Source organism: Gilliamella sp. B3482 (assembly GCF_026536805.1).
GTDB lineage: Bacteria > Pseudomonadota > Gammaproteobacteria > Enterobacterales > Orbaceae > Gilliamella > Gilliamella apicola_E.
This window is the reverse complement of sequence record NZ_JAFNNL010000003.1, coordinates 185202-198568: the sequence shown is the minus strand read 5'-3', so window position 1 is coordinate 198568 and position 13367 is coordinate 185202. Positions and strand designations below refer to the sequence as shown.

The 13367-nt window shown below is 32.5% G+C and carries 13 protein-coding genes; 8 read left to right on the top strand and 5 right to left on the bottom strand.

From position 1 onward, the window contains the following. Positions 1–6 precede the first annotated feature (6 nt). Positions 7–771, bottom strand: coding sequence for a hypothetical protein (locus J3U18_RS06335; RefSeq protein ID WP_267353276.1), 765 nt, complete (start codon positions 769–771; stop codon positions 7–9). A 284-nt stretch (positions 772–1055) separates the two neighbouring features. Between J3U18_RS06335 and J3U18_RS06330 the strand changes: the two genes are divergently transcribed. The 3 genes from J3U18_RS06330 (at position 1056) to J3U18_RS06320 (ending at position 4247) form a co-directional block, all read left to right on the top strand. Next, positions 1056–1880, top strand: coding sequence for a MetQ/NlpA family ABC transporter substrate-binding protein (locus J3U18_RS06330; RefSeq protein ID WP_267353275.1), 825 nt, complete (start codon positions 1056–1058; stop codon positions 1878–1880). Positions 1881–2052: 172 nt separating this feature from the next. Then, positions 2053–3015 carry a hypothetical protein gene (locus tag J3U18_RS06325; protein WP_267353274.1) on the top strand — a complete coding sequence of 321 codons (963 nt, stop codon included), beginning with the start codon at positions 2053–2055 and terminating at the stop codon, positions 3013–3015. Between the two features lie 332 nt (positions 3016–3347). Next, the gene (locus J3U18_RS06320) at positions 3348–4247 is read left to right on the top strand and encodes an endonuclease/exonuclease/phosphatase family protein (protein ID WP_220226057.1); all 900 of its coding nucleotides are present in this window, start codon (positions 3348–3350) and stop codon (positions 4245–4247) included. A 75-nt stretch (positions 4248–4322) separates the two neighbouring features. Here the strand turns inward: J3U18_RS06320 and cmoB are convergent, their stop codons facing one another. Next, entirely contained in the window at positions 4323–5291 is a 969-nt protein-coding gene (cmoB, locus tag J3U18_RS06315) for a tRNA 5-methoxyuridine(34)/uridine 5-oxyacetic acid(34) synthase CmoB (RefSeq protein WP_267353273.1), read from the bottom strand. A 34-nt stretch (positions 5292–5325) separates the two neighbouring features. Continuing rightward, positions 5326–6096: a carboxy-S-adenosyl-L-methionine synthase CmoA gene (cmoA, locus tag J3U18_RS06310; protein WP_267353272.1), complete on the bottom strand. Its 771-nt coding sequence runs from the start codon at positions 6094–6096 to the stop codon at positions 5326–5328. Between the two features lie 32 nt (positions 6097–6128). Here cmoA and J3U18_RS06305 point away from each other — a divergent pair, with 32 nt between their 5' ends. Beyond that, positions 6129–7280, top strand: a complete 1152-nt coding sequence (locus tag J3U18_RS06305) for a metallophosphoesterase (protein ID WP_267353271.1) — start codon at positions 6129–6131, stop codon at positions 7278–7280. A gap of 14 nt (positions 7281–7294) precedes the next feature. Next, the gene (rnd, locus tag J3U18_RS06300; RefSeq protein WP_267353270.1) at positions 7295–8380 is read left to right on the top strand and encodes a ribonuclease D; all 1086 of its coding nucleotides are present in this window, start codon (positions 7295–7297) and stop codon (positions 8378–8380) included. 33 nt (positions 8381–8413) lie between these two features. Here rnd and J3U18_RS06295 read toward each other — a convergent pair whose 3' ends face one another. Further along, entirely contained in the window at positions 8414–9106 is a 693-nt protein-coding gene (locus tag J3U18_RS06295; RefSeq protein ID WP_267353269.1) for a 5'-methylthioadenosine/adenosylhomocysteine nucleosidase, read from the bottom strand. A gap of 102 nt (positions 9107–9208) precedes the next feature. Here J3U18_RS06295 and J3U18_RS06290 point away from each other — a divergent pair, with 102 nt between their 5' ends. Next, complete coding sequence (locus J3U18_RS06290) at positions 9209–9979, top strand: SDR family oxidoreductase (protein ID WP_065734137.1); 771 nt, start codon at positions 9209–9211, stop codon at positions 9977–9979. Between the two features lie 27 nt (positions 9980–10006). Beyond that, positions 10007–10876 carry a co-chaperone YbbN gene (locus J3U18_RS06285; protein ID WP_220226052.1) on the top strand — a complete coding sequence of 290 codons (870 nt, stop codon included), beginning with the start codon at positions 10007–10009 and terminating at the stop codon, positions 10874–10876. A gap of 169 nt (positions 10877–11045) precedes the next feature. Here J3U18_RS06285 and map read toward each other — a convergent pair whose 3' ends face one another. Beyond that, positions 11046–11834: a type I methionyl aminopeptidase gene (map, locus tag J3U18_RS06280; RefSeq protein ID WP_220226051.1), complete on the bottom strand. Its 789-nt coding sequence runs from the start codon at positions 11832–11834 to the stop codon at positions 11046–11048. 208 nt (positions 11835–12042) lie between these two features. Between map and rlmC the strand changes: the two genes are divergently transcribed. Beyond that, positions 12043–13185 (top strand): 23S rRNA (uracil(747)-C(5))-methyltransferase RlmC, encoded by a 1143-nt coding sequence (rlmC, locus tag J3U18_RS06275; protein ID WP_267353268.1) that lies wholly within the window; start codon positions 12043–12045, stop codon positions 13183–13185. Positions 13186–13367: the final 182 nt, after the last annotated feature.

Below are 13367 nucleotides of genomic sequence, written 5' to 3'. Positions count from 1 at the left end.
TAAAGGTTAATATTCAATTTCACGTAAAACAAAGAAACTGAAATTTTCATTAGGCTTTAAGCAATAATATTTCGTCCAATCACCAAATTGATTAAAATCATAAAATTGGCATTCTAATTTTTGGTTATTTTTTGTTATATAATCATCTAAATAAATTATTTTTTTATCAATTTGATGATGATTATTATAAAAATATTCCACTTCATTTTTTGACATTAGTTTTGTTTCATCATTTTCTTTAAATGTGGTTTCTGTAATGATTTTTTTCAAATTATTTTGGTCATAAAGAAATGTTGATACGAAGGTAATAAGATTGGGATCAGTTTTTTTTGTAAGCTTAATCAATCTTTTTTGCTCATCATAATTAGCATACCAAGCAATAGGTAGTTTTGCTTCATGAATTTCGGTCATATTCTTGTCATTATCGAATTTTATATAAAATTCTAAAAGAAATTGATCTTGTTGCGAGAAAATCATTAAGGATTTTTGGTAATCAATATCTATTTTGACTGGAAATGCTTTATCTGATGATTGATTAAAAGTAGGTTGAATTTCGGGTGAAACAACAGAGGTAATAAAACCTTGCTGATTTATAGTAAACTCTTGGTTTATGCTACCAGATAATATTTGTTTTTTTATTGGTTTGGAAAATGGTTTAAGTTCAGGAGCTTGAAAAAATAAGTAATTATTATTAATAGCTTGCTCATTATCACTCTTTGGGTTACAGCCAATTATCAAAAATGATAAAAAGCAAATGATAGTTTTTTTCATTATGATCCTTATGTTTAAAATCTGGTCCTAATCCTAAGGATACCATTATTTTTTTAATATAATAAGGACATTGAACTCAAAAGCTTAATAATATTAAGGATACTAGTTTAACTAATTTATTGATATCCTATTTTCTTAGCGATATTTTAATCTTATTTCACATATTTCCAATTTGAATATAGATATAATTTTTTCGTATTATCCCAATAGTTATTCACCGACTATAATGACTCAATAGTCGTATCAGAATATGTTCGACTAATTTATCTTAATAGGGAGTGATAATGAAAAAATATATTTACCTGTTTATATTATTAGGATTTACATTAATTGGGTGTGACAACAAGTCAGATTCAGCTAAAAACAACCAACTAGAGAAGAAAGAAATCGTAGTTGGTTTGCCACCAAGTATGCATAATATAATGATGGAAAAAGTCGTAAAACCTGCTTTAGAACAAGAAGGTTACAAAGTTAAGATGGTAAATTTCAGTTCATTAAGGGATTCAAATACCGCTTTAGTTGAAGGAAGTATCGATCTCAATGCCGCTCAACATCAATCTTATTTAGATGTATATAATAAAGAAACTAAGAGTGATCTTGTTTCTTTAGTTCATATTCCTTCAATATCCGCGGCGCTTTTTTCACAGAAACATCATTCAATAAATGAAATTGCTGATGGACAGACAATTCTTATTCCAAATGACCCATCAAATAAAGCTCGTTCATTACAATTATTACAAAGTTTGAATTGGATCACCTTAAAACCTGAAAGTGAAGCAGGAACGTTAGATTTAAATGATATTGCAGAAAATAAGTATAATTTAAAATTTAAAGCAATATTATCTGAAATTATTCCTAGAACGCTTAATGAGGTTGATTATGCCATAATGCCTGGGGGAATAGCATGGTTAAGTCATATTCCGGCAGATAATGTTTTAGTTCAAGAAAAGTTAACTCCGAATCTTGAATTAATGGTCGTAGTTAAGAAAGAAAACTTAAATACCAAGTGGGCGCAAGATGTAAAAAAACTTTATCAATCAGATCAGCTTAGAAAATTTATTAATGAAGATCCTGACGCTAAAGGTCGCTTTATTTGGCCACAGCAGTAAATCTTTCCAAGATATCCTAATTACTATTAGGATATTTTTCATAATTTATATAACTGCTTTCAAACTTTGATTAGATCAAAAACTATTTTGTAAAGCAATTTAAAGATAAATAATTCATTTATTTTGATTTTTCACCATGATAAAATTGTTATCTCCCCAATTATGAATATAAATGAATGTGATGAAAAAAATTCAATTACCCATTTTAATTGTCTGTGGCGTTATGCTTTGTAGCTGTTCCGATGAACCTAAGTCAGTTGTTCGTATGATTGATAATCCCACTGATAATGAAATTGTAGTAGCCATTGATGGTAAAGAACTCGCTATTCCGGCTAACTCTAACACTACCTATACTTTTGAATATGGTAAGCATAATTTAGCTTATAAAAATGAGTCGCTCGATTTTATCGTTAAACCAGCTAGGTTTCCTAATGATGGTTTTATTAATCCTACACAAAGCAACTATATGTTTCATACCTATATCTACGCTACTGAAAATACCAGTGACGAAGATTATGATAAGTTATATGAAAAATCTTTACGTAAAGTCTCCATTATTATAAATGGTGTAGAAGATGAAGTTGAACTACCTGTTAAAGTGATAAATAATGTTTTTATCGAAAGGGAAGATAATACTTGGGACTATTCAATCAACCAGGAAGCCCCTAATGAACTTTCTAAAAAATTTAAAACCAAAAAAGATATCCAACTTCCTAGAATTAAAGTCTATCGTGAAAAAGATTATATCACCTTATTAAAAAATGAATTTTTTGAATCCAATGAAGATCCAGAGACAGGATTTGAAGTAAGTTTTCCTAATAAACCAGTAAAATTTGCTGAGATTGAGCAATACGTATTCCCTAAAATTAATTTGGGTGGAATTGAATGTGATGCTGGTAAAAAATATTTAGCAGACACATTAGATAATTGGAAACAACTTTTCACTTTAAATGGTGATGACTTTGCTAGTAAGTATAAAAAATTAGGTGGAGAGGAAGGCATAAATTCTTTAAGAAAATCTGATGAACTTTGTCCTAAAGAAATAGATCCAAATATGACTTATTACCAAGCATATGGCCCATTTGAAAAATTTTTAAATTTTACCCAAGATACTAATATCTATATTATCAAATAAATTTTAGTCATTGTGTAATTTATCACTACAATAATTATAAAAGGCATAATATTTTTATTATGCCTTTTATTTTATCAATAACCGTTATTCTGAATTTATTGAATTGTATTTATATTATAAAAAAAGTTGAGGAGCGGGGTTTTTGAAGTTTCAAAATCGCAATTATCCAATCTTTATATTCACAGATCATGCTCCTTCCTTGAATAAAATTCGAATCGCACGAATTGTAGATAATAATATTGACCTAAATCACATAAATCATAAAAAGAATTTTGATTAAAATCGAATCAATATAATATTTATAGTGAGTTAATAAAATAAAGGAATATCTTATGAGTAAAACTAGATTGAAAATTGCAGCATTAATTGGTGGTATTATTTTTAGTGCTTCAAGTGCTTACGCATCAATTGATGATGTTAAGCAACTTAAAATCATCAGTTATAATGTTTATAACGGGATGAAGTTAGATGAGAGCGAAGGCAAGCAGAAATATATTGATTGGGCAAAAGCTCAAGATGCCGATATCATTGCCTGGCAAGAGATGAATTTCTTTACTCGAGAAAAACTTGAAAAATTTGCAGCCAGTTATGGTCACAAATATGCTGTTCTGTTAAAAGAGTCACCAGATGATCCTGCTTTTTTCCCAGTTGCCATTACCTCAAAATATCCTATCGTAAATGTGAATAAAGTGGTCGATAATTTATGGCATGGAGCGCTGTTTGCAGATGTTGGTAATTATCATTTTGTGATAACCCATATGAACCCGTTTTGGACGGCTAAGCGTATCGATGAAATTAATTTGATTATAGATTCAATTAAATACAGTCGTGATCCTAATGGTAAATGGATAATCGCGGGGGATTTGAATTCATTCTCTCCAGCAGATAAACCTGATTATGATAAAAGCACGCTTTTAGAAGATATAAAAGAAAAACAGAAGAAAAGACCAATTCTTGATAATCTGGTAAATGGCCAATTAAGCTATACCGTTCAACAAAATCTACTTGATGCGGGTTATATTGATGCATTAAAGATAAAACACAAAGAATTTATCTCAACCGCACCAACTAAAGTCTTTTATGATCAAGCATCAGTACCATTACGTTATGATTATATCTATGTCTCACCACCACTTAAAGATAACGTGATTGATGTTAAGGTACTTAAAGATGATTTTACTGATAAGTATTCAGATCACTACCCAGTTCAAATGATTATAAAGAATAATTAATATTATCTATATAGTTAAGAATAAAACGGGCATAAGCCCGTTTTTTATATTAATTGATGCGATAAGATCAATGCACTATTTTCGGGCAACAAATACCGCTCGTATTGGAGCAGGGTAACCTTCAATCGTTTTGTTCAAATCGTTTGGATCAAGAAACTCAGCTAATGAGTCAGATTCCATCCAGTCTGTTTTGCGCTGTTCATCTAAACTGGTTTTCGATATATCAACCATTTTTATCTCTTTAAAACCACATTTATGTAGCCAATTTATCATGGTGGGGACAGATGGGATGAAATAGACATTTCGCATTTGAGCATAACGTTCACCTGGCATTAATGCTTGGTGTTCGACTCCCTCAATAACCAGGGTTTCAAGCACTAATTGTCCACCATCAACTAATTGATCTTTCAATTGGTAAAGATGATCAAGTGGCGAACGGCGATGATATAATACGCCCATTGAAAAAACCGTATCAAATGCATTTAATTTTGGCAGTTCCTCAATTCCTAAGGGTAGTAAGTGAGCTCGTTGATCATTACCTAATAGTTTTCTTACTGCTTCAAATTGGCATAAATAAAGCGCCATTGGATCAATACCAACGGCAAGTTTAGCTCCTGCGCCAACCATTCGCCACAAGTGATAACCACTATTACAACCAACATCGAGAACTGTTTTGCCCTCTAAATTTTCAATGTGATTAATTAGTCGTTCCCATTTCCAATCAGAACGCCATTCTGTATCAATATCCACACCATAAAGATGAAAAGGGCCTTTACGCCACGGCATCATAGTTTTCAATAATTGGGTGATTCTTTGCTGTTCCCCTGAAGATAACGGTTGCTCAGTTTTAGCTGTTACGCTGTGTAAGAAGTCGATTTGAAAAGGGGTAATTGCTGGCAAGTGTTTAATGCTATTTAACCATTGGCTAAAACGGTTATCTAAATTTTGCTTTTGCCAATTAGCTAGTTGTGCTGGTAATACTTCAAGCCAATTTTTAAGCTTATTTTTTGCGATAATTTGGTAAAAATCACCAAAATCAATCATTCGTTATTCCTTTGTAATTGGGTTAAATCTGATGTTATTTTATAGCAATGATAGAACCGAAATTAAAACATTGAAACCAGGTATCGACATGTTTAAATCCTGCTTTAGCAAGACGCTGTTTATGGGTTTCAATAGTATCGGTAAGCATAACGTTTTCAAGCATATTCCGTTTTTGGCTAATCTCTAGTTCACTGTAACCATTCGCTCGTTTGAAGTCATGGTGCATGTTAAATAATAATTCATCAACACTCTTATCATTAAAACTAAATTTTTCAGATAGCACTAATATGCCATTAGGAATTAATGCTTGGTAGATATTATTTAAAACACGTTGACGATTGTCTGGCGTTAGAAATTGCAAGGTAAAATTTAGGACAACCATTGAAGCATTTTGCATATTAATATTGCAGATATCTTCACATATAACATCAACAGGTGTAGTTGATTTATAGGCATCAAGGTGTTTTTTACATCGTTCTACCATTGGTAATGAATTATCAACGGCAATGATATGGCAATTTTCTTGTTTGATATTCCGACGAATTGCAAGTGATGCAGCGCCTAGCGAGCATCCCAAATCATATATCATTGAATTGGGTTGAACAAATCTTTCAGCCAACATGCCTATCATTGAGATTATATTCGAATAACCGGGAACAGAGCGTTGCACCATATCGGGAAAGACTTCGGCAACTTTTTCATCAAAAGTCCAATCGCCTAATTTATCAATTGGTGTTGAAAATAACTGATCTTTTTTGCTATTCATAAAAGTTATTGGTGCTATAGGTTCTAATTCTGTTATCATACCATTTTTTGCTTTCGATTGTTCGGGAAATTATGACATTTGTTGATTTTATAGCCATTTTTGCAACGATTGTTATTAGCGTGTTTGTTACATTCTATTTTGGTAAACGTTGGCAGTTTTGGCTTAATTTGAATTTAACAGGTTACTTTCGAATTATTTATTGGGTCACTGTCTGTTTTGCTGGATTATCATTAATTTTTGCCAGATTATTAGATGGTTTTATACCTTCAAATATACATCTTTCTTTAATCTCCATTTCTGGATTGATGATTTGTAGCGTTTTTATAGCTACTATTTTTGATATCACTTATTGGTTTAGTAAAAAAAGATTAAAACCCAATCTATGGCTTAAGGTTAGCTTTATTATTGCTGTTGCAGCGCTGTTTTGTTTTGGGCATGAAATGGCGATAAATCCTCAAATTGTCCATTATAAAGTTGAAATTAATAAACCTGCCCATGTAGAGCATTTAAGAATTGTTCAACTTTCAGATATTCATATCAATGAACATACGTCTACCAAAATGATTCAAGAAATGGTCGAAAAGGTAAACGCTTTGGAACCTGATTTTATTGTGATAACGGGGGATACACTGGATAAAAGTTTAAAGCCTTTTTTAGAAGATGGCTTTGATAAGCAATTTCAACAATTAAAACCAAAATATGGTAGCTATATTATTTTTGGTAATCATGAATATTTAGGAATTAATGACGCTAATAATCGTGAAGATGATATTATTAATGCCTTCAAACAAGCAAATTTGAAAGTCTTAAAAGATGACATAGTCTATCTTGATGAAGTTGGTATAACATTGATAGGGCGGGATGATTTTTCTTCATCTCGGTATGATATTAAGCGTTCTCCATTATCTGATTTAATCCTGTTTACTGATACCGAGAAACCTATAATATTGTTAGATCATCAACCAAGAAATCTTGATGAAGCCGCTGAACAAAATGTAGATTTGATGCTATCTGGACATACACATGGTGGGCAAATTTTCCCGGTTAATATTTTAGTCGCCATGATGTATAAAAATGCTAAGGGAATTTATCAAGATACTAATCATCATTTTACCAGTATCGTGAGTAGTGGTTATGGGTTTGGCGGGCCGCCAATACGATTAATGACCCGTTCTGAAATTGTTGTAATAGATGTATCATTTGCAAAAAAATCGACCTCTTAAATAGGATTCATATTTTGAGTTATCAATATATTACTACTGATGAAGAATTATCTAGTTATTGTTTAAAAATTGCGAACAGCAATGCAATCGCATTAGATACGGAATTTGTTCGTACGCGAACATTTTATCCTCAATTAGGACTTATTCAGGTTTTTGATGGTAAACATGCAGCATTAATTGATCCGGTTAATATCAACAATTGGCAGGATTTTTTAGCTATTTTAGCCAATCCCACAATTGAAAAATATTTTCACTCTTGTAGTGAGGATATTGATGTGTTTCTTTCTACATTTAACTGTGTACCCACTCCAATTATAGATAGCCAAATTTTGGCATCATTCCTAGATAATCCTGTTAGCAGTGGCTATGCTAGTTTAGTTAATAAATACCTAGGTATTGAATTAGATAAAAGCGAAACTCGAACAGATTGGCTAAAACGTCCTTTGACTGAAAAACAATGTGAATATGCGATTAATGATGTGTTATATCTCTTCCAATTAATGGAAATTCTAAAAGCTAAACTCACAACTAATCATTATTTAGATGCAGCTTATCAAGAATGTCAAAGTGCGATTGCCCGTAAATGCAAGCCGTTTGATCCTAAAGATGCTTATCTAAATATCGGAAATAGCTGGCAATTAAAAGGTGACAGCTTAGGACAATTGGCTAAGTTAGCATTATGGCGATACCAATTAGCCAAATCTGAAAATATTGCATTAAATTTTGTTGTACATGAAGCTGTTTTATTTAAGATTGCTCGTTTCCAACCTTCGTCGTTAGCTGAACTTGATAAATTAGGAATGAAAGGAAAAGAAGTTCGGCTATATGGTCCAACCATTTTGGAAATATTGCAGGAACCTATACCGAATATTCCTCCAATTAAACGAATTAATAGTTATCCAAATTACAAAGAAACTTCTGATTTATTAAAGCAAATCACTGAAAAAATATCATCACAGACTGGGCTTAGCCGTGAGTTAATTTTATCAAAACGGTTAATCAGTCAATATATAAAATGGAAAATCGATCAAAACGAAAGTATGCCAGAAATATTATCTGGTTGGAGAAAACCGCTATTTGAACAATATGGCTTAAATTGATCTAGGGTGTCAAATGAATTGACACCACTTTATTTAAGCAAGTTCACTTAGCATCGATTCAACAATTTTAGATGATTGAGCTGCGGCTAACTTTAAAAAAGATTGAAAATCAATTGCTGATTCATTATCCCCATTGTCTGAAATCGCTCTAACCACTACAAAAGGAACTTTAAATAACCAACAAACATGGCCGATCGCAGCGGCTTCCATTTCAACGGCAATTGCGTCAGGATAAGTTTGCTTAATTCGTTCAAGATTACTTTTTCCATTAATAAAAGCGTCTCCACTACCGATTGAACCAGCCACAGCATTGACACCATGTTTTTTTATACAAGCTTCGGCTAATGATCGATATTTTTCATCAGCAGGAAACGAGACAGGGCAACCAGACATTTGGCCCGGCTTATATCCAAAAGCAGTTAGATCCACATCATGATAAAAAACATCTTTTGATACAATAATATCACCGATACTGAGCATAGTTGAAAGCCCACCAGCTGAGCCAGTGTTAATAACCGCATCAACTTGGTAATTATTTAAAAGCAGGGTAGTTCCAGATGCCGCAGCTACTTTACCGATACCTGATTGTAATAATACGATGTCGCAATTAGCAATTTTGCCAATGTGAAAATCACATCCTAAATGATGTTCTAATTGATAATCAGTAATTTGACTTTTTAATATTGCAACTTCTTCTTCCATTGCTGCGATAATAGCAATTTTCATAAGGACCTCTAGGTGTTTATTAGCCGTATATTTGTTTTAAATGTGCTATCATAATTGCCATAAGTGAACTTGACAATAAATGAATCATAACGGAGATAAAATTTGCGTACAATTTTTATAACAGGTTGCTCAAGCGGTATTGGCTTGATTTCAGCAATAGCATTAAAAAAGCGAGGTTATCGTGTTATTGCTTCTTGCCGTAAAGTTGAAGACCAAAAAAAATTAGTCGAGCAAGGTTTTGAAACCGTTCTTTTAGATTTAGATGATCCAGACTCTGTTACTCAAGCTGCGCAGGAAGTTTTAACTTTATGTGAAGGTAAATTATATGCTTTATTTAATAATGCCGGATTTGGGGTATATGGTCGATTAAACACCATCAGTCGATCGCAGTTAGAATCACAGTTTTCAACAAACTTTTTTGGTGTACATCAATTAACTCAATTATTGTTACCGGCAATGCTAGATCAAAATGAAGGAAGAATCATTCAAACAAGCTCTATTGTTGGAATTGTTGCAACCCCAGGGAGAGGAGCTTATTCAGCCAGTAAATACGCCTTAGAAGCATGGTCTGATGTATTAAGGTTAGAATTAGCTAAAACGAATATAAAGGTTTGTTTAATCGAACCTGGTCCATTAAAAACCTATTTTTCAAATAATGTGAATCAAACCGAAAAAGAGAATATTGTAAAAAATCCACCAATTGCTAGACGTTTTACCTTAGCTCCCGAAGCTGTTTTACCCTATCTTTATCATGCATTGGAGCACGATAAGCCAAAAATACGTTACAGGGTAACTAAAGTAACGAAGTTAGCAGCGATAGCTAAACGTTTGCTTCCCGACAGATTAATGGATAAAATTTTAGAAAATAAGTAATAAATTAAATTATTCATAGGATAAATTATGTCAAATCAATTTATTTTTGATGTTAACGAACAGAATATTCAAGAAATTGTCGAAAAATCGACAAATACTCCCGTGTTATTCTACTTTTGGTCACCAAGAAGTCCAAATCATCAAGAGATGACAAACACGCTAACAAAATTAGCGACAGAGCATCAAGGACAATTTATTTTAGCCAGCGTAAATTGTGATGAGCAACAAATGCTTGCAGCACAATTTGGTTTAAGAGCAATTCCAACAGTTTATATGTTCCAAAATGGGCAGCCAGTTGATGGTTTTCAAGGTCCACAAAGTGAAGATCAAATTAAAGCATTTTTAGCCAAAATCTTACCTAATGAAGATGAATTAAAACTTGTTGAAGCTCAAAAATTATTTAATGAAGGGTTATATGACCAAGCTTTACCTTTATTAAAACAAGCATGGACGACGCTAACTGATCACTTAGGCAAACCAAGATCAGATATCGCATTAATGTTAGCTAAAGCGCAAATTGAACAAAAGCAACTTAACGATGCTAAAGAAGTTTTAGCAACAATTCCGCTACAAGACCAAGATTCCGCTTTTCATGGATTACAAGCTGAGATTGAGTTACTTGAACAAGCGGCAAATTCACCAGAATTACAGCAGTTGCAAGCTGAATTGGCCAAACAACCTGACAATATTGAATTAATGATCCAACTTTCATCACAATTGATGCAAGTAGGGCGACACGAAGAGGCTTTAGAGCTTCTATTCAAACCGTTAACAAAAGATCTAAATGCGGGAGATGGTCAAGTTAAGAAGACATTACTTGATCTGTTAGCTGCATTGGGTACTAATAACGCTTTAGCTAGTAGTTATCGTCGTAAGCTTTATACGCTGTTATATTAAGAAATACTTAATTGATTTCTGGCGATGGTAATAGCTTGGCATTAATTCATAAAAAATTTTATGAGCTTCTATCGAAACTTTGGAAAGTTAAAAGATATCAAAAGAAAGTTGATAGATTAGAAGGATGAAATGAAGAGATTCAACAGTTTTGTTGAATCTCTTTTTTTATTTAATGTTCGATAATACGAGGAAAGTTTTCGTTACTACGAAGGGTTAAAACCTCAACCCCGTTATCGGTTACTAAAATAGTGTGCTCATATTGAGCTGAAAGTCCATGGTCTTTAGTTTTAACGGTCCAACCATCTTTCATTGTGCGTGTACGCCAATCGCCAGTATTCACCATCGGTTCAATCGTGAAAGTCATACCTGGTTTTAAAATTACACCACCATCATCAGCATCATAATGTAATACTTGAGGTTCATCATGATATACCTCACCAATACCATGACCACAATATTCACGAACTGAAGAAAATCCAAATTTATCAACATATTTTTGAATAGCTTTACCGATTTCTCTCAATCGAATTCCTGGTTTTATGATTTTAATCGCTTCGTATAAGCTCTCTTGTGTAACTTGGCAAAGTTTTTCGCCAGCGACAGTGGGTTTACCTGCAATGTACATTTTTGAAGTATCCCCATGATAACCATCTTTGATCACAGTTACATCTATATTAAGAATATCACCATCTTTTAATTTTTTATCAAAACTTGGAATACCATGACACACCACGTCGTTAATAGATATACAACTTGTATGTTTAAATCCATGATAACCAATATTGGCAGGTATAGCTTTTTGTACATTTACAATATGTTCATAACAAATTTTATCGAGTTCACCAGTAGTAATTCCTGGTTTAACATACGGCTCGATCATCTCTAAAACTTCAGCAGCTAATTTGCCTGCAATACGCATTTTTTCAATTTCGGCGGGAGTTTTTAACTTAATAGACATTAACGTGTTCCTGTAATTTTAATGGCAATATCCTATCATATACCGTTGTTTCTTTAAAGCATAGCGGTGGATAATTCCTCTTGATTAAAAGTTTAAATTTTACGAAAAAAAAGTTGAGGAACGGGTTTTTTGTGTATAAAAAATGAAAACTAATACAGCTTGAAACCGTTTAATTATATAATAAAACATTATAAAAAAAGGTTTCAATATGATGCAATGTAGCTATTATCAAGAAAAAAAATGTTTGTCTTGTCATAAAATTAATCAACCATATCATTCTCAATTAACTGAGAAACAAAGTCATTTGTTGGAGAAATTAGCTGATTTTAATCCTAAACAAGTTAACGAGCCGTATGCGAGTTCTGAATCAGGGTTTCGTAATAAAGCTAAAATGGCGGTGCTGGGTACGGTTGAAAAACCAATTTTAGGCATCCAAAATGGTAATGATGCGATTGATTTGTGCGATTGCCCGCTTTATAGCTCGAACATGCAAAATATTCTAAAATTGGTTCGTACTTATATTCGTAAGCAAGGATTAGTTCCCTATAATATCAACAAGCGAAAAGGGGAGTTAAAATTCGTTATCATCACAGAAAGCATTATTGATAATAACAGCCATTTTATGCTGCGATTTGTATTGAAATCACATAAATTTGTAGGAAAAATCAAAAATAGTTACCACAACTTGCAAATAAATAACTTAGAAGTTGTTACTATCAACATCCAACCTAACCATGCAGCGATATTAGAGGGGGAAGAAGAACTGATTTTAACCGATAACCCTTTTTTAGCGTTCCAATTCAATCAGATACCTTTATATATTAAATCTAAAAGTTTCTTTCAAACAAATAGTTACATTGCAGAAAAACTTTATCAAACGGCTAGTGATTGGGTGGCAAACTTAAATGTTAACTCAATATGGGATCTATTTTGTGGAGTAGGTGGTTTTGGTTTGCATTGTATCGGTCATTCTAATAATGAAAAGATCCAATTGACTGGCATTGAAATTAGTTCTGATGCCATTGAGTGCGCAACAAAATCCGCTGAAAAACTTGGTTATGATAAACTAGATTTTAAATCGCTAGATGCCACTAAATATGTAAACAATGAAAAAGGTATCCCTGATTTAGTCTTACTTAATCCTCCAAGACGCGGGGCTGGTAAATCACTCATTCAATACTTAGATAATATAAAACCGAAATATATATTATATTCAAGTTGTAACTTAGCATCTATGGTAGAAGATTTGCAGCTTTTAAGCGATTATCAAATGACTAAAGCCCAATTGTTCGACATGTTTCCGCACACTTCACACATGGAAGTTTTGGTTTTGTTGGAAAAATACAGATAGTTATTTACTGATTTAGGCTATTAATGACTAATATTTATATTAGTTATTAATAACTATTGGTATAGATTTGCTTCTCTATTAAACCTCATTGATATTAATCGCTTATTTTAATATTTTAGCCTCTCGTATTAAAGCTAATGATAATCATTATCCAATATAAATGATAATTATTCTCATTGATC

Coding starts and splice junctions, on each gene's coding strand:
- J3U18_RS06305 (WP_267353271.1), top strand. CDS start 6,129: ATGACATTTGTTGATTTTATAGCCATTTTTGCAACGATTGTTATTAGC.
- map (WP_220226051.1), bottom strand. CDS start 11,834: ATGTCTATTAAGTTAAAAACTCCCGCCGAAATTGAAAAAATGCGTATT.
- J3U18_RS06320 (WP_220226057.1), top strand. CDS start 3,348: ATGAGTAAAACTAGATTGAAAATTGCAGCATTAATTGGTGGTATTATT.
- J3U18_RS06330 (WP_267353275.1), top strand. CDS start 1,056: ATGAAAAAATATATTTACCTGTTTATATTATTAGGATTTACATTAATT.
- rlmC (WP_267353268.1), top strand. CDS start 12,043: ATGATGCAATGTAGCTATTATCAAGAAAAAAAATGTTTGTCTTGTCAT.
- J3U18_RS06285 (WP_220226052.1), top strand. CDS start 10,007: ATGTCAAATCAATTTATTTTTGATGTTAACGAACAGAATATTCAAGAA.
- J3U18_RS06325 (WP_267353274.1), top strand. CDS start 2,053: ATGAATGTGATGAAAAAAATTCAATTACCCATTTTAATTGTCTGTGGC.
- cmoA (WP_267353272.1), bottom strand. CDS start 6,096: ATGATAACAGAATTAGAACCTATAGCACCAATAACTTTTATGAATAGC.
- J3U18_RS06335 (WP_267353276.1), bottom strand. CDS start 771: ATGAAAAAAACTATCATTTGCTTTTTATCATTTTTGATAATTGGCTGT.
- J3U18_RS06295 (WP_267353269.1), bottom strand. CDS start 9,106: ATGAAAATTGCTATTATCGCAGCAATGGAAGAAGAAGTTGCAATATTA.
- cmoB (WP_267353273.1), bottom strand. CDS start 5,291: ATGATTGATTTTGGTGATTTTTACCAAATTATCGCAAAAAATAAGCTT.